This is a genomic window from Bacillus sp. FJAT-26390, assembly GCF_001682865.1.
GTDB lineage: Bacteria > Bacillota > Bacilli > Paenibacillales > Paenibacillaceae > Pristimantibacillus.
In genome coordinates this window covers 202,503-217,564 of sequence record NZ_MAQX01000033.1, presented here as the reverse complement: position 1 = coordinate 217,564, position 15,062 = coordinate 202,503, and the positions used below count along the sequence as shown (strand labels likewise).

16 protein-coding genes are annotated in these 15,062 nt (G+C 50.2%); 13 read left to right on the top strand and 3 right to left on the bottom strand.

All coding sequences use genetic code 11. The annotated features are described in order from the left end of the window. The first annotated feature begins 60 nt into the window (after window positions 1-60). The 6 genes from trxA (at window position 61) to A7975_RS25240 (ending at window position 6,028) form a co-directional block, all read left to right on the top strand. A complete protein-coding gene (gene trxA / locus A7975_RS25265) occupies window positions 61-372 on the top strand; it encodes a thioredoxin (RefSeq protein ID WP_053373731.1) in 312 nt (103 codons plus the stop codon). 270 nt (window positions 373-642) lie between these two features. Then, window positions 643-1,425, top strand: a complete 783-nt coding sequence (locus A7975_RS25260) for a glycosyltransferase family 2 protein (protein ID WP_231637351.1) — start codon at window positions 643-645, stop codon at window positions 1,423-1,425. 94 nt (window positions 1,426-1,519) lie between these two features. Beyond that, the gene (locus A7975_RS25255) at window positions 1,520-1,864 is read left to right on the top strand and encodes a DUF2304 domain-containing protein (protein WP_053373732.1); all 345 of its coding nucleotides are present in this window, start codon (window positions 1,520-1,522) and stop codon (window positions 1,862-1,864) included. Further along, entirely contained in the window at window positions 1,864-2,208 is a 345-nt protein-coding gene (locus tag A7975_RS25250) for an EamA family transporter (RefSeq protein ID WP_053373733.1), read from the top strand. The genes A7975_RS25255 and A7975_RS25250 overlap by 1 nt, the downstream gene beginning before the upstream one ends. 31 nt (window positions 2,209-2,239) lie before the next feature. Continuing rightward, entirely contained in the window at window positions 2,240-3,502 is a 1,263-nt protein-coding gene (locus A7975_RS25245) for a phospholipid carrier-dependent glycosyltransferase (RefSeq protein ID WP_065386970.1), read from the top strand. A 141-nt stretch (window positions 3,503-3,643) separates the two neighbouring features. Then, the gene (locus A7975_RS25240; RefSeq protein WP_065386969.1) at window positions 3,644-6,028 is read left to right on the top strand and encodes an S-layer homology domain-containing protein; all 2,385 of its coding nucleotides are present in this window, start codon (window positions 3,644-3,646) and stop codon (window positions 6,026-6,028) included. Between the two features lie 86 nt (window positions 6,029-6,114). On the opposite strand, the gene A7975_RS34320 is transcribed toward A7975_RS25240, so the two are convergent. After that, window positions 6,115-6,258: a hypothetical protein gene (locus A7975_RS34320; RefSeq protein ID WP_176707811.1), complete on the bottom strand. Its 144-nt coding sequence runs from the start codon at window positions 6,256-6,258 to the stop codon at window positions 6,115-6,117. Between the two features lie 216 nt (window positions 6,259-6,474). Here A7975_RS34320 and ychF point away from each other — a divergent pair, with 216 nt between their 5' ends. The 3 genes from ychF to prmC all read left to right on the top strand — a co-directional run bounded on the left by ychF (window position 6,475) and on the right by prmC (window position 9,873). Continuing rightward, window positions 6,475-7,575 (top strand): redox-regulated ATPase YchF, encoded by a 1,101-nt coding sequence (gene ychF, locus A7975_RS25235; protein WP_053373736.1) that lies wholly within the window; start codon window positions 6,475-6,477, stop codon window positions 7,573-7,575. Window positions 7,576-7,743: 168 nt separating this feature from the next. After that, window positions 7,744-8,814, top strand: coding sequence for a peptide chain release factor 1 (prfA, locus tag A7975_RS25230; protein WP_053377571.1), 1,071 nt, complete (start codon window positions 7,744-7,746; stop codon window positions 8,812-8,814). Window positions 8,815-8,928: 114 nt separating this feature from the next. Then, window positions 8,929-9,873, top strand: coding sequence for a peptide chain release factor N(5)-glutamine methyltransferase (gene prmC, locus A7975_RS25225; protein ID WP_065386968.1), 945 nt, complete (start codon window positions 8,929-8,931; stop codon window positions 9,871-9,873). Window positions 9,874-10,011: 138 nt separating this feature from the next. Here prmC and A7975_RS25220 read toward each other — a convergent pair whose 3' ends face one another. Together A7975_RS25220 and A7975_RS25215 are read right to left on the bottom strand one after the other, a co-directional pair. Next, window positions 10,012-10,449, bottom strand: a complete 438-nt coding sequence (locus A7975_RS25220; RefSeq protein ID WP_053373738.1) for a carboxymuconolactone decarboxylase family protein — start codon at window positions 10,447-10,449, stop codon at window positions 10,012-10,014. 157 nt (window positions 10,450-10,606) lie between these two features. Beyond that, a complete protein-coding gene (locus A7975_RS25215) occupies window positions 10,607-11,479 on the bottom strand; it encodes an RNA polymerase sigma-70 factor (RefSeq protein WP_053373739.1) in 873 nt (290 codons plus the stop codon). Window positions 11,480-11,758: 279 nt separating this feature from the next. Here A7975_RS25215 and spoIIR point away from each other — a divergent pair, with 279 nt between their 5' ends. The 4 genes from spoIIR to A7975_RS25195 all read left to right on the top strand — a co-directional run bounded on the left by spoIIR (window position 11,759) and on the right by A7975_RS25195 (window position 15,026). Next, window positions 11,759-12,523: a stage II sporulation protein R gene (gene spoIIR, locus A7975_RS25210; RefSeq protein WP_082198448.1), complete on the top strand. Its 765-nt coding sequence runs from the start codon at window positions 11,759-11,761 to the stop codon at window positions 12,521-12,523. Window positions 12,524-12,647: 124 nt separating this feature from the next. Then, window positions 12,648-13,709 carry an L-threonylcarbamoyladenylate synthase gene (locus A7975_RS25205; RefSeq protein WP_065386967.1) on the top strand — a complete coding sequence of 354 codons (1,062 nt, stop codon included), beginning with the start codon at window positions 12,648-12,650 and terminating at the stop codon, window positions 13,707-13,709. A gap of 136 nt (window positions 13,710-13,845) precedes the next feature. Beyond that, window positions 13,846-14,406: a manganese efflux pump MntP gene (locus A7975_RS25200; RefSeq protein ID WP_053373741.1), complete on the top strand. Its 561-nt coding sequence runs from the start codon at window positions 13,846-13,848 to the stop codon at window positions 14,404-14,406. 41 nt (window positions 14,407-14,447) lie between these two features. After that, on the top strand, window positions 14,448-15,026 hold the full coding sequence (locus A7975_RS25195; protein WP_053373742.1) for a low molecular weight protein arginine phosphatase: 579 nt from the start codon (window positions 14,448-14,450) through the stop codon (window positions 15,024-15,026). Window positions 15,027-15,062: the final 36 nt, after the last annotated feature.

Here is a 15,062-nt window from a genome sequence, read left to right as displayed (position 1 = left end):
ATTAAGCGGTGAGACGGGTATTCCCTTTATCATACACATTGTTTGGAGAGGATGATTGAAATGGCAGTAGCATTGACTAAAGAAAACTTTAACGAGAGCATTCAAAACGGCGTTTCCCTTGTAGACTTCTGGGCCCCTTGGTGCGGACCTTGCAAAATGCAGCTTCCAATCGTTGAGGAGCTTTCAACAGAGCTTGAAGGCCAAGCCGTAATCGCTAAAATCAACGTTGACGAGCAGCCTGAACTGGCTTCCCAATTCGGCGTTATGAGCATTCCGACATTGATTTTGTTCAAAGACGGTCAACCCGTTGACAAAATGGTCGGCGTACAAAGCAAAGACGCTTTGAAAGCAAAAATCTCCGGTCAAATGTAAGCAACTTTTTCAAATGAATAATCGTCTAAGTATCGTCTGGTATCAGTCAATGGCTGGTTACCGGGCGATATTTTTTTCGTAAAAGCCTTCCATCTATTAATCATGAAATACTATATTATCCATCAAATGGGCAGATATTCCTCGCAGATTGACCATATTTTACACATTTTCACAATCGTTTCTGTTGCTTTCTAATAGAGTTATCTAGTAGAATTGATATAATTGTGCGCATGAGCGTGCCCAAACTATGGTTTATGGAGTGGTGATTGAGTGAACGCAGACATGAAGAAAAAGGACAGCGCGGTTACCGGGGAGTCCCTGCGGCAAGGGTTGACGTCTTCAAAAATACTGATCATAATACCGGCTTATAACGAAGAGCACAGCATAAGCCATGTGATTCATGATGTGAAGACTCATTGCCCGTCTGCTCATATATTGGTCATTAACGATGGCTCAAAGGACCGTACTCGCGAGGTAGCTGAAGCGAACGGTGCAGCTGTCGTTACACTTCCGACGAATCTAGGTATCGGCGGCGCTATGCAGACCGGATATCGTTACGCTTATCGTTATGGCTATGATGTTGCCGTTCAGGTGGATGGCGACGGACAGCATAAAGCGGAGCAGCTTCACCTTATTTTGGATCCTGTACTGAGCGGAAAAGCAGATCTGGCGATTGGCTCGCGTTTTATTGAACAGACGGGCTTCTTGTCTTCAGCAACGCGGAGAGTCGGAATAAAAATTTTATCTACTATTGTCAGCGCCATGACGCATAAACGCGTTCTTGACGTAACATCCGGCTTTCGTGCTGCCAACAAGCGTGCGATCGCTGTATTTCAAAGTGATTACGCAACGGATTATCCAGAGGTGGACTCGATTGTACTTATTCACCGGAGCGGCCTGCGTACAAGCGAGGTAGCCGTAGTGATGGAGGCGCGCACAGGCGGAACTTCCTCCATCAATGCAATGCGCTCTGTCTATTATATGGTTAAGGTAACATTGTCCTTATTTATCCGTAGCTTAAAAGCGACGAAGCCCGTTGATGTTCAATCGTAGAAATAAGTTCATGCACACGAAGTGGGTTTTGTTAAGCAACTATGTCTATGCTTACGAAGTGAGTTTGCTTCGCAAACTTTGAGGAGGATACACCATGCAAGCCTTGTGGATTATCACAAGTATCGTTTTTTTGCTCGTTCTCATTATGTTGATTAATCGGAGGTTGCTGCGCGAGCAATACTCCATGCTTTGGCTGCTATTTGGCGTAGTGATGCTGATCTTGTCCGTACGCGTCCAAATTATTGATACGCTCGCACATGCGATTGGAATCAATTACGCGCCCGCACTCTTATTTCTCGTTGGAATTTTGTTCTGTGTTGCTTTGATTCTTCATCTAACTGTCATCGTCTCCAAATTATCGGAAAAGGTTATTCGCCTTACGCAAGAGCTTGGTATTTTGCATCACGAATTACATGAACGCAAAAGGTCGGATTCCTAATGGCATATATTGTATTGTTTTTTAATATTATACTGCTCGTTTCAGGTCAGCTTCTGTGGAAAACAGGCATGAATAAGCTGGATACCGCTAAGGGAGATTCATGGGTAACGCTTTTGTGGTCGCCGCATATTTGGTCAGGTCTTGTATTGTACGGGATTGCGACGGTTCTGTGGCTTTACGTACTTAAGAAACTGCCGCTTAGCTTGGCCTATCCGCTTCAGAGCTTGGCCTACGTAATCGCTTTGGTAGCAGCTGTATTTATCTTTCATGAATCGGTGCCGCTGCAGCGCTGGATCGGTGCTGCCATTATTTTGACCGGTGTCATTGTACTCGCTTGGAAATAGGTGCTTTTAGAATTGAGGGGGATTAACGAACGTGGTTGAATGGATTAGAAAAAACAAAGCATGGACAATAGCGATTGTCCTTATTTTTGTGTTGGCCACTTGGCTTAGAGCTGACTTTCTTACTTCGGTCAAGCATACCGTATCGCATGATACGAAATATTACGATGAGATGGTTCATCGGCTGCTGGACAAAGGCATTTATGCCTATAAGGAAGAGGTTTCTAATGCAAGGGTAACTCCAGGATACCCGTTGTTTATGACCGCTATGTACGTCGTAGCAGATCAAATCGGCGTAGAGCCATTCCCGCTGATCCGGTGGGTGCAGGTGCTCATCAGCTTAGCAACCTTAATTTTGATTTATATGATAGCCATGCAAGCTACGAGAAACAAATGGATTGCCATTATATCGCTGTTTATTTCTGCGATTTACCATCCTTTTATTTGGGCCAACGGCGCCGTTCTTACTGAGACGCTCGCGTTATTTTTTCTAATGGGTTACTTGTCGATGCAGCTTCATGCCTTTCGAACGCAAAGAAAGCGCGATGCAGCTCTCGCTGGCGTGTTATTAGGGATTACGGTACTCGTAAGAGCGGAGTTCTTGCCCTTATTTGTTCCGTTGTATGGTGTGTTCTTGCTTCAGCAATGGTTCAGGCCAAGGTCAGAGCAGAAAGTGGCTACAGCCTCTAAGCTTGCCATTTTCAAAAAGGTCGCATTGCTTGGCATCATTACGGGCTTATGCCTCTCGGCGACAATGCTTCCATGGTGGATTCGCAACGTTGTAACGTTAAATGAGTTTGTTATGACAGCATCCCAATCGAATCCTTTCAAAGCCGGTACATATCCAAACAAAGATTATACCGATAAAATCGTTGTGCAAAATGGAATGTCGCAAAATGAATACGCTTGGGCGCGCATAAAAGCAGGCTTCACTCAGCAAACATGGAAATACGTAAAATGGTACACGGTAGGCAAGCTCAAATATACGTATACGCATATGTTCTTTGGCTCTGGGCATTCACCCATTTATCATGCTTATCCGCATGTAGCCTACTTGCATATATTGATTGTATACAGTACGATCATTCCGCTGCTTGCCCTTATATGGAGATGGCGTCATCCGGCAGCTATGCTCGCGGTAGTCATCATCATTATGTCGATGATCAGGCTCGTATTTGTACCGGAGTATCGTTATAATTTTACCGTTATGCCGTTGTTTATTATTTTGTCGACTTGGCTGGGCGTTTATATTTTGCAAAAAATAGGGGCGTACTTCTCGCGTAGAAAAACTGTATAACCGCAATTATCGTTTATTAATGAGAGACTGTCGTCAGGTTGCAAGCCTGAGACAGTCTTTTTTTCGTTTTTTGTGCAACTTCCCCTCAGCAGGAAACGTCTAATTTATGAATAAATTGGAAAAGCATTGGAGGGTGAAGCAGTGAAGAGGAATAATCGGAAGAAGCTTGCTGTTATGCTGTCGACGGTGATGCTGATGAGCGTATTGCCTGCTGCGGCATTTGCCGAAAGCGTTAACAAGCCTGTAGGGACGAGTGCAGTTGCGCAAGCAGCGCCTTCGTCGGGAGGAGATAAGATGGGAGAAGCATTTGAGGCTCCGGTGAACGTTGCCATTACGAAGGAGAAGGCAGAGGCGTTGGCTAGGCAGTATGTGAGCATACCGAAGGAGTACGTGCTCCAAGGAGCTAATCTTTCGATGGAAATGCTGGCAGGCGGGAAGCGTAATTCTTGGGGCCTTGATTTCGTGAAGAAAGTAAACGGCAAGCATTTGGGCAGCATTTATGTCCGTATTCATGCGGACAAAGGACAACTGCTCGAATTTAACTCTTACACCGATAATCCGTCTGCTAAGCCGACATACCCGCTTAAGGTCGAACGTGACGCAGCACAGCAAATCGCGCTCCAATTCATAGATAAGATCGCTTCGGATTATAAAGCACAATTGAAGTACAATCCGGAATACGGAGTTCAGCTTCTGCCGCCATTATCGGGTCAGGTGGTGCATTCGCTCCGCTTTGACCGTGTGGTTCAGGACATTCCGTACGTGGATAACTATATCGAGCTGGAAGTGGATAGCGAAGGTCATATACAGAGGTTTTCGCTGCAATGGGATGATACGATTACTTTCCCGAAGGTCGACGCGAAGCTTACTTTAGAAGAAGCCAACGCTAAGCTTCGAGCAGCTTCTGATCCTAAGCTTGCTTATATCGTGCCTCGCAATATGCAGGGAAAAAGAAAACCCGTGCTCAGCTATGAGCTACAGGCTATATCCATCGATGCGGTTACGGGAGAAATAAAAGGACCGTCAAAGGATGCGTACTTTCGAGCGGGCACCGTTTCTGATACTCCTTTGACAGACAAACCGTTAGGCGAGGAGCCTAAGGCGACAACGATTACGGAGAAGCAAGCAGCAGATGCGGTGAAAGCGGCTTTTAAGCTGCCGGCAGGGGCGGAGCTGAACGGTTCGAATTACAGTGAAAACAATAACGAGAGCACCGGCAAGCTAGAGGCGTATTGGCATTTGAATTGGTCGATTAAGAAGGACGGCAAGGAGCTTGGCTCCGCATCCGCTTCTGTCGATGGGCGTAACGGCGTTGTCCGTAATTTTTATACGTATACGTACAATGAGCAAGCGCCGTCAGGTAGTCCAAGCGTAACGGTTGAGCAAGCATCGGCACTGGCGACTGATGCAGTGAAAAAACATCTGCCATGGCTGACGGATGAGCTGTATTTGGTAAAGCCTGATCCTAAGCAATATGAGGGACTAAGCGCAAGCGAGAATCGTCAATACTATTTTAATTTTGTGCACAAAATACATGGCGCGGAAGTCGAATTTGACCGCATCAACGTATCCATCGATTCACGTACGGGCGAGATCCTCAATTATGATACGAACCTGTCGGATTTTGAGTACCCTGCTGATGCGCCAGCGTTGATCAAAAAAGAGCAGGCAGTAGCAGAGTGGTTAACTTATTATCGTACGCAGCTTACGTATCGCTTGATTCAGCAATTTTCATGGAACGGCCAGCCGATTCCGATCGAGAAGTATAACCTGATGCTCGCTTCGGGTGAAATAAAGGGCAACGAGGTGGAGACGGCTACGGAAGCCGAGCTCGTCTACCGATTAGTGCCGAGATTGATGGATGAGCAAGTATTTCTTGACGCCGAGACGGGCAGCTGGCGCAACCGGGATACCGGCGAAGCGACGCAGCTCGAGAAGCCGAAGGCACAGGACATCGAGGGGCATTTTGCGCAGCGTCAGCTGGAGCTGATGGTTGCTTATAAAGCGCTCGACGTAAAAGATGGCCAAGTGCGTCCAAATGAGCTGGTTACGCGCGGAGAGCTGATCAAGATGCTGGTGCTGGCCAGAAATAGCGGGCGGTTGCCGAGCATGCTTTCTTCAGCCGATAGCGCAGGAGCTAAAGCCTCATTTAATGATGTTGCTTACGGCTCTAACTATTTCTTGTATGTAGAATCTGCTTTGGAGCAAAATCTAATTGATGTGGGCGACGGGTCCTTCAATCCAGGGGGCAAAGTATCCCGTGATGAGATGGCAGAGCTGATTGTGCGTGCGCTTGGCTATAACGCGCTTGCGAATTATGACCATATTTTTAAAGCGACATTTAAGGATGCTACGCAAATCGAGAACAAAGGGCAGGCGGCAATCGTCGTTGGTCTCAAAATCATGAGCCTCTCTGACGGCAAGTTTTTGCCTAAGAAGCAGGTGACGCGAGGCGAGGCATCGGTTGCGTTCTTCCGCTATCTGCAATCGCGCGCCGAGCTGCAGGAAGCGCCGATCCGTATGTAGCCATTTCATAAGGAATAAAAACAGCCTGAATACAGCCGGCGATGAGCGGGCGGTATTCAGGCTGTTTGGTAGTTGAAGGACGATAGCTAATCCGTTTTCTTTTTTTTGGAAGTGAAATTGGATGTGGACTTCGTATCCTCGATCGTATCGTTGACGAATGCCATATCCTGATTTTTTGCCTTCATATTCGTCGTTCCTTTGTAATTGCCTTTGTGCGTCTGATTTTCCATGGGCTCACCTCCTTCGGATGTGCTTATTGGCAGCTTGCTCCGTACGAGTAAGTTTACATTTGCGGATACATAGCTTGTGTACACAATCCATCATTTATTCGCTTTAAAGGCTGATTAAAGTGGCTGACGGAAGCCGTTGGCACTTTCAATGTAGGGGACGCTGGGGTATAATAGCTGGAGTTGTTTACTTTCGGGAAAATAGGGGTGTCTTATAGCATGGCATTGAAAGCTGGAATCGTAGGCTTGCCGAACGTCGGCAAATCGACTTTATTTAACGCAATTACACAAGCAGGGGCAGAATCTGCCAACTATCCTTTTTGTACAATAGATCCTAACGTTGGTGTTGTTGAGGTGCCGGATGAGCGTTTGAACAAGCTGGTTGAGCTTGTCGTTCCGAAGAGCATTGTGCCAACGGCATTCGAATTTGTTGATATCGCTGGCCTAGTAGCCGGCGCGAGCAAGGGCGAAGGACTTGGCAACAAGTTTTTGGCGCATATCCGCGAGGTTGATGCGATCGTTCACGTGGTTCGCTGCTTCCAAGATGACAACATAACGCATGTATCCGGTAAAGTAGATCCGATCAGCGACATTCAGACCATTAACCTGGAGCTGATTTTGGCGGATATCGATTCCGTTGATAAGAAGATCGAGCGTTCCCGCAAAAACCTAAAAGGCGGCGACAAGAAGGTTGCCCAAGAAATTGAAGTGCTTGAGCGCATCAAGGAAGCATTGTACAACGACATGCCTGCGCGCAGCGTAGAGCTTAGCGACGATGAGAAGCTGCTCGTTCGCGATCTGCATTTGCTGACGATGAAAACGGTATTGTACGCTGCGAACGTAAGCGAGGATGAGGTTTCAAACTCAGACGGCAACGAGTATGTTCAGCGCGTTCGTGATTTCGCGGCTGCGGAAGGCGCGGAAGTTGTGCCGATCAGCGCGAAGGTAGAGGCGGAAATTGCCGAGCTTGAAGGCGAGGACAAGGAAATGTTCCTTGAGGAGCTTGGCATGTCAGAATCCGGCTTGAACCGTTTGATCAGCGCGGCTTATAAATTGCTTGGGCTATACACGTATTTCACGGCAGGCGTGCAAGAGGTTCGTGCATGGACGATTCGCAAAGGAACGAAAGCGCCGCAAGCGGCTGGCGTCATTCATACCGATTTCGAGCGCGGATTCATTCGTGCCGAAGTTGTATCCTTTACGGACCTTGCAGCGGCTGGCTCCATGGTAGCAGCCCGCGAGAAGGGCCAAGTTCGCCTTGAGGGCAAGGAATATGTCGTGCGCGACGGCGACGTTATCCATTTCCGTTTTAACGTGTAAAACAATTGGCAATAATAAGGCCCTGTGAGTGCTGCACTGCGCTCGCGGGGCTTTATTTCGAATTTGGGCGCAGTTTACTGGTCGCAATTCCAAACCAGCAGTCGATACAATGCCGTTGATATGGTATAATGAACATTATCCTAATGGAATAAACAGAGGTGAATGATCGTGTTTGACCGTTTACAAGCACTCGCAGACCGGTATGAGAAGCTGAGCGAGCTTTTATGTGATCCAGATGTATCCAGTGATCCCAAGCGGCTTAGAGAGCTTTCCAAGGAGCAGTCGGATTTACAAGAGGCTTATGATGCCTTTACGGAATATAAACAAGTTACCGAGCAGCTTGACGATGCCAAGCTGATGCAGGCAGAGAAGCTCGATGACGAAATGCGTGAAATGGTAAAGATGGAAATTGACGAATTAAGCAAGCGCCAAGCTGAGCTTGATGAGAAAATTCGCATCGTACTATTGCCGAAGGACCCGAATGACGACAAGAACGTTATCGTTGAAATTCGCGGCGCTGCCGGCGGCGATGAAGCAGCTTTGTTCGCATATGAGCTGTATCGCATGTATACGAAGTTTGCCGATACGCAAGGCTGGAGAGTGGAGCTGATGGATTTCAGCGAGAACGATCTGGGCGGCTTCAAAGAGGTTATCTTCATGGTTACGGGCAAAGGCGCGTACAGCAAGCTCAAGTTCGAGAGCGGCGCGCACCGCGTGCAGCGTATTCCGGTAACGGAATCAGGCGGACGCATTCATACCTCGACTTCGACGGTAGCCGTAATGCCGGAGGTTGAAGATGTTGAGGTTGAGATTTTAGACAAGGATATTCGCGTCGATACGTTCTGCTCCAGCGGAGCAGGCGGTCAATCGGTTAATACGACGAAATCCGCGGTTCGCGTATTGCATGTTCCGACAGGCATCATGGCGACTTGCCAAGATGGCAAATCGCAAAATGAAAACAAAGCGAAGGCGCTAGCCGTGCTTCGCGCACGTATCTCGGATGTTCGTCGCCAAGAGGAAGAAGCGAAATATGCTGGCGAGCGGAAGAGCAAGGTTGGAACGGGAGATCGCAGCGAACGTATTCGCACGTACAACTTCCCGCAAAGCCGTGTAACGGATCACCGCATCGGACTTACGCTGCATAAGCTTGATTCCGTCATGAACGGTGATTTGACGGAAGTCATTTCGTCGCTTACGATTGCGGAGCAAGCTGATCTAATGGAACGTGAAATGGCTTAAACCATAATGCGCTGGGTTGCCGGATGCTTGCGATAAGCATCCGGCGGCCCGGCGTTTTATTAGGTTATGGGCAGCTCTTGGAGCTGAAGAAAGAGCATGGAAGGAGTGATCAACATGAATAGTGGTCAATGGTTTACGCTGCCGCTATCGATTCGCGAAGCAAGCATGCGAGCCGCCTCACTCTTGAAGGAAGAGGCGGTAGAGGAGCCGCGCAACAATGCGGAGCTGCTGCTCATGCATTTGCTTGATATCGACCGGGCTGCGCTGCTTCGCGACGGAGGGGATCCTTTCCCGCCCAATAAGCTTGCCGATTGGGAGCAGCTCGTGCGCCGGAAGGCGCTGGGTGAGCCTGTTCAATACATGATTGGCGAGCAGTGGTTCTACGGCCGCCCTTTTGCCGTATCGCCGGCGGTGCTCATTCCCCGCCCCGAGACGGAGCTGCTCGTTGAGGCCGTACTGGAAGCGGCCGATCTAATCTGGCCGCAGGCAGCGGGCGAAGGGCAGGCGCCGACGGTCGTTGACGTCGGCACAGGCAGCGGCGCCATCGCCGTCACGCTAGCTTCGCAGCGTCCCGCGTGGCGCGTGAGCGCGTCCGACCTGTCGCCGGACGCGCTGGCAGTCGCCCGCGCGAACGCGGCCCGCCATGAAGCGGCGGACCGGATGGCGTTCGTGCTGGGCGACCTGCTCATGCCCTTCATAACTGGGCATGAGCAGGGTGAACCCCCGCACGAGCGGCTGCGCATCGACGTGCTAGTCTCGAATCCGCCGTACATCCCTGCGGCGGATATGCCAGGCCTGCAGCGCGAGGTGCGCGACTATGAGCCGCATCTCGCGCTGGAAGGCGGGGCGGACGGCTTAGACCCGTACCGCCGCATGCTGGAACAGCTTCCGCTGCTCGTACAGATGCCTCGCATCGTCGCCTTCGAGCTCGGCATGGGCCAGCCTCGCATCGTCGCAGACATGATGCGCAGCATGGGCGCATGGGATGATATCCGCATCATTAACGACTATGCCGGTATTGAGCGGCATGTCATTGCCATTCAGTCGCAGCCACGCTGAGTGAATATTGTTTTTATCTGACTCGTTATGCCGCGCCTGATAGGGCGAAATAAAAAGGATGCAGCCGAAAATTGGATTTTCGGCCGCATCCTTTTAAAAATTCCGCCTCGCATGACAACTCACGCTGCTGAAACTCTCTTACTCCGGCATCATATTCGTACTAATCGCAATACGGTTCCAAGCGTTAATCGTAACGATGGCCATAATAATCTCCGCTACCTGCGTGCTGTCGAAATAGTTCGCAACCTCATCGTACACCGCATCGGGCACATGCTCCTTCGTAATAACGGTAACCGACTCGGTCAAGGCAAGCACGGCACGCTCTGCAGGCGTGAAGTAAGGCGTATCGCGCCAAGCGCTCAAAGCATAGATCCGCTGCTCGGTTTCGCCAAGCTCTCTTGCGTCCTTGGTATGCATATTGATGCAGTATGCGCAGCCGTTTATTTGCGATGCGCGAATTTTTATCAATTCCTTCAGCTGTTTACCGATGCTGGCAGTGCCCAAATATTTTTCCAATCCGAGCATCGCTTGGTATGCGGCAGGGGCTTCTTTCATAATTACGGTTCTTTCGGTCATGTTCTTCATTCTCCTCTATCATCCGATTGGTTAGCCTTTGTGAGGCTGAATGCGTTTCTTCGTCATCTAAGACAAAGCAGCCGCTCCGGTTGTGACAGAAGATGAAAAAAAGTTTTTTCGGGTGAGCGCAAGTGTGCCTAAATGAAAGCGGATGTGCTTAATCCAGCCGAACATGCTGCAGTTTGTCGGGATTCAGCATGACGTATATGCGCTCAACCTTTTGCTCGGACTCGTCTAGCCGGAAGCTGATGACGCTTCTAGGTTTGCCGTCTTTTATGATAATGATGCCGAATTGTCCGTTAACGATCGCAAACTTATGGCTGTCGCCTAGAAAAGTTTTAGGAATAACGCCCTGCAAAAACGCAATAACGCGATCTCTGCTAATAATGGCGAATATCGCCGCACGGACTTTTCCTCCGCCATCGGAAACAAGCACAGCCTCTTCCGTCAAAAGCGAGATCAGCTTGTCAAAATTGCCGGTCGCTGCCGCCTCTATAAACGTGATGGCGAGCGGCTGGGCTTTTTCCGAGTTTACCGGCAGCAGGTTCCGTTCCTTTTGCAGCTTTTCCTTCGCGCGGCTGTAGATCTTCCGGCAGTTGGCCTCCGATTTCTGCAAGCAAGCTGCGATTTCCTCGTAATCGTATTGCAGCGATTCCCTTAGAATGAATACGGCCCGCTCGACAGCGGAGAGCTGCTCAAGCATAACGAGCAGCGCATAGGACACCGATTCATGAAGGTCATACAGCTCGGCCGGGTCCTGCTTAATCGTCGTGACATCAGGCTCAGGGAGCCACTGCCCGGTATAAACCTCCCTGCGCTTGCGCGCGGATTGATTCAGATTCAAGCTGCGGTTCGTAACCATTCGAACCAAGTAGGCTTTTTCATTGCTTATGTCGCTTGCGTCCAGCCGGCTGTAATCCGCAAATACGTCCTGAACCATATCCTCGGCCTCGCTGAAGGAGCCAAGCATGCGGTAGGCAATCGAATGAAGCAGCGGCCGATAGGTGGTGTAGGCAGTTTCAAAATTCATGGGCAACCATCCTTATCTGCATGAAGAATCGAGGCGCATCAACGATGCTGCCTTCGTTTGTATGTTTATTGACACCATTATAGCTTGCCAACCGACGGGTGTGAAAAGCTAAAGTTTTTATCGTCTAGCTTTTTTTCCGCTCTAGTCACTCTCGGAACCGAATTAAAAAAGATAGATTGCTAGGTTTATATTTTCCGGTAGGCGGACATAATGACGGATAGATACGTTCCGGAACGCAAGCAGACGCACTGACGGGTGCGACGAGAGGAGCTTGTGTGTATGTCCAGCCATTTTTCCATTCATTCTTATTCCAATGTTTCGAAGTCCACTCCTTCTTATTCGGTGCGCGCCCAAAAATCCGCTTATCGCAGATCATATGGTTTTATTGTTTTTGCCATTATTATTTTAATTATGAGCTGGGAAGCCCAGAAGATGGATGCAGCGGTTGCTGGCGGCGAAATTCCGCAGGAAGCGATCCGTTTACGTATATTAGCCAACTCCGATAATCCCGCGGACCAAGTCGTGAAGCGCGTTGTCCGGGATGAGATCGTTAAAGCGATGAACGGCTGGGTTACGGGCCCTCAGACGATTGAGGAAGCACGTCAGACGATTATCGCCAATATGCCTGAAATTGAACGGATTACAGCAAAGGTATTAAAGAGCCGCGGCTTTGAATATGGTTCCGCCGCCGAGCTTGGCATGGTTCCTTTCCCTACAAAAATGTACGGCAATCAGGTTTATCCAGCCGGTGACTATGAAGCGCTCCGCATTACGCTTGGCGAAGGCAAAGGTCAAAATTGGTGGTGCGTGCTGTTCCCGCCGCTTTGCTTCATTGATGCTGCAACTGGCGAGGCTTCGGCTGCGCCAGCCGAGGAGACGGCAAAGGCAGCAGCGGTGAAGGCGGATGCTGCTCCAGAGAAGGCGGCCGCGCTGCAAGCAGCGCCGGCAGATGCGCCTGCTGCAGGAGAAGCGCCGGAAGCGAAGTTTTTTCTCTGGGAGATGATCAAATCGCTTATCGATTGGATCAAATCATTGTTTGCATAAGAAACGGCAGTTCCTTCTGATTTTGCGGGGAGGAGCTGCCGTTTCTGCTCGTTTTGGAGCGCTTATGCTATAATAATGGATGAATGGACAATTTAATTTTAGCGGCAAGGATTGAAGGATAAAGATGACGACAACTAATATATGGCGTGTAAAAAAGGCTGATGACAATCGGCTGCGCGAAGAGCTCGCACAGGCAGCAGGTCAGCTGAAAGACGGCGGCGTAATTGCTTTTCCGACGGAGACGGTGTATGGACTTGGCGCGGATGCGCGAAACACAGCAGCCGTAGAGCGAATATTTACCGCAAAGGGACGTCCTTCGGACAATCCCCTTATCGTTCATATCGCTCAGCGCGAGCAATTGAATGAGCTGGTGCTGCCATATCCGCAGCTGGCTGCGGATCTTATGGACCATTTTTGGCCGGGGCCGCTTACGATTGTGCTGCCTGTCCGTCCGGCCGTGCTTTCCCCGCTAGTGACGGCTGGCTTATCAACCGTGGGCATCCGGATGCCGGACCACCCTACGGCGCTTGCTCTGCTTGCGCAGGCGGGCTGCCCGGTTGCCGCGCCAAGCGCCAATCGATCCGGCAGGCCAAGCCCGACGCTTGCCGAGCATGTGCTGGAGGATCTAGATGGACGTATCGATGGTGTAGTTGACGACGGGCCGACGGGCGTTGGCTTGGAATCGACGGTGATAGAGCTGGTCGGCGACAAGGACATTCGGATATTGCGTCCAGGAGGCATAACGCTTGAAGCGCTGCAGCAGGCGGCGCCGGCTGCTGCAATCGACAGCGGCATAACAGAGGAGCCAGAGACGGCGCCTCGTTCCCCCGGCATGAAATATACGCATTATGCGCCGCAAGGGGAGCTGGAGCTTGTACAAGGCGATTCTGAAGCTGTCGTCGCGTACATTCAGGCGCAAGTGGCAGCTGCGCGAGCGCGCGGCGAGATTACGGGCGTGCTCGCCTTTGAAGAACGTCTTGGCCGCTATGAGTCGCATACAGTGCTTTCATTGGGAAGCGAGTTAGAGCTTGATGCAGCAGCGCATCTACTATACGCAGCCTTGCGTGAGTTTGACGGCGAAGGCGTGCAGCGCATATGGGGGGAGTGCTGCAGCATTCATGGCATTGGCGCAGCCTTAATGAACCGGCTGGCTAAGGCGGCGGGTAACCGAATTATTTTCGTATAGGCAGCTACAAGAAAAGCTTGGGTTTCACGTTATTTCCGGTCATTGAAAATTTAGCTTGGCACAGCAAATAGTATGTTTGTCCTCATGCCCGCATATGTTTGGTAAAGAATACAGGCGGACATGGGGGAGATTGACTGTGGTCGAAGCACATTTGCATGCCGGACAGCTGTTGACGCTGCTCATTATAGCGTTGGCGCTCGGTTTAGACGCGTTTTCACTTGGACTTGGCATTGGGCTGAAAGGTATTCGGCTGCTGGATATTTTAAAGCTCGGCATTGTGATTGCTCTGTTTCATGTTATAATGCCGCTTGCGGGCATATATACCGGGCAGTATGTAGGCGGCTTGCTTGGAGATGTGGCAACGACTGCAGCCGGTATTTTGCTAGTTCTGCTAGGCGGTCATATGGTTTATAGCTCGCTGCGCGGAGACGCGGTGCAGTCCTTTGACCATCGGTCCCTATGGGGCTTGCTGGTGCTTTCGCTAAGCGTCAGCATTGATTCCTTCTCCGTTGGCATCACGCTTGGCATGTTTGCAGCTAATTTGTGGACGACCATTCTGCTGATTGGTTTTTTTGGCGGGCTGATGTCGGTACTGGGCTTAATGCTTGGGCGCAAAGTAAGCAACAATCTTGGTGAATATGGCGAAGCCATAGGCGGGGCCATTTTGCTCGTCTTTGGCATCTTGTTTATTTTTTGATGGACAGACACTTAGATTCGGGTAGAAAAGGAGTTGGCAGTGTGAAGCGTATTTTATTTGTTTGTACCGGCAATACATGCCGCTCGCCGATGGCGGAGGCTATGCTTCGCCGGATGGCTGCTCTGAGAAACATTACGGTTGCTGTACGTTCTGCGGGCATATCTACGATTGATGGGCTTCCGGTTTCGGCACATGCGGTAGAGACGCTTAGACAACGCGACATCGATCACAAAAGCACGTCGCTTGCGCTGACGAGCGAAGCGGTCGGCTGGGCGGATATAATTTTGACGATGACGGCAAACCATAAGCGCGGGCTTTTGCAATGGCATCCGGAGGCGATCGACAAAACCTATACGCTCAAAGAATACGCCAATCAGGACGCGCGCGTACTGGCTGATATCGAAGAGCTGGAGCGTCTATATTCAGAACTTCATATGAAGCAGGCGCTGGGGCAGCAGTTGACCTCCGCTGAGAGAAGCCGGCTGCTTGAGCTGGAGCGCCGTATACCAAGCTTCGACATCGTTGATCCATTCGGCGGCTCGTTGTCGGTTTACAGCACCAGCGCGAATGAAATTGAGGACGCGCTCGTGAAGCTGCTGGACAAGCTTTCGAAGAGGTAATTCCGCAATTGCCCAATGCGATATAGATTGATTTTT

What these genes read in the sequence shown, in the direction of transcription:
- trxA (WP_053373731.1), top strand. Translation starts at nt 61, where the DNA reads ATGGCAGTAGCATTGACTAAAGAAAACTTTAACGAGAGCATTCAAAAC.
- A7975_RS25255 (WP_053373732.1), top strand. Translation starts at nt 1,520, where the DNA reads ATGCAAGCCTTGTGGATTATCACAAGTATCGTTTTTTTGCTCGTTCTC.
- A7975_RS25250 (WP_053373733.1), top strand. Translation starts at nt 1,864, where the DNA reads ATGGCATATATTGTATTGTTTTTTAATATTATACTGCTCGTTTCAGGT.
- A7975_RS34320 (WP_176707811.1), bottom strand. Translation starts at nt 6,258, where the DNA reads ATGGAAAATCAGACGCACAAAGGCAATTACAAAGGAACGACGAATATG.
- ychF (WP_053373736.1), top strand. Translation starts at nt 6,475, where the DNA reads ATGGCATTGAAAGCTGGAATCGTAGGCTTGCCGAACGTCGGCAAATCG.
- prmC (WP_065386968.1), top strand. Translation starts at nt 8,929, where the DNA reads ATGAATAGTGGTCAATGGTTTACGCTGCCGCTATCGATTCGCGAAGCA.
- A7975_RS25220 (WP_053373738.1), bottom strand. Translation starts at nt 10,449, where the DNA reads ATGACCGAAAGAACCGTAATTATGAAAGAAGCCCCTGCCGCATACCAA.
- A7975_RS25215 (WP_053373739.1), bottom strand. Translation starts at nt 11,479, where the DNA reads ATGAATTTTGAAACTGCCTACACCACCTATCGGCCGCTGCTTCATTCG.
- spoIIR (WP_082198448.1), top strand. Translation starts at nt 11,759, where the DNA reads ATGTCCAGCCATTTTTCCATTCATTCTTATTCCAATGTTTCGAAGTCC.
- A7975_RS25205 (WP_065386967.1), top strand. Translation starts at nt 12,648, where the DNA reads ATGACGACAACTAATATATGGCGTGTAAAAAAGGCTGATGACAATCGG.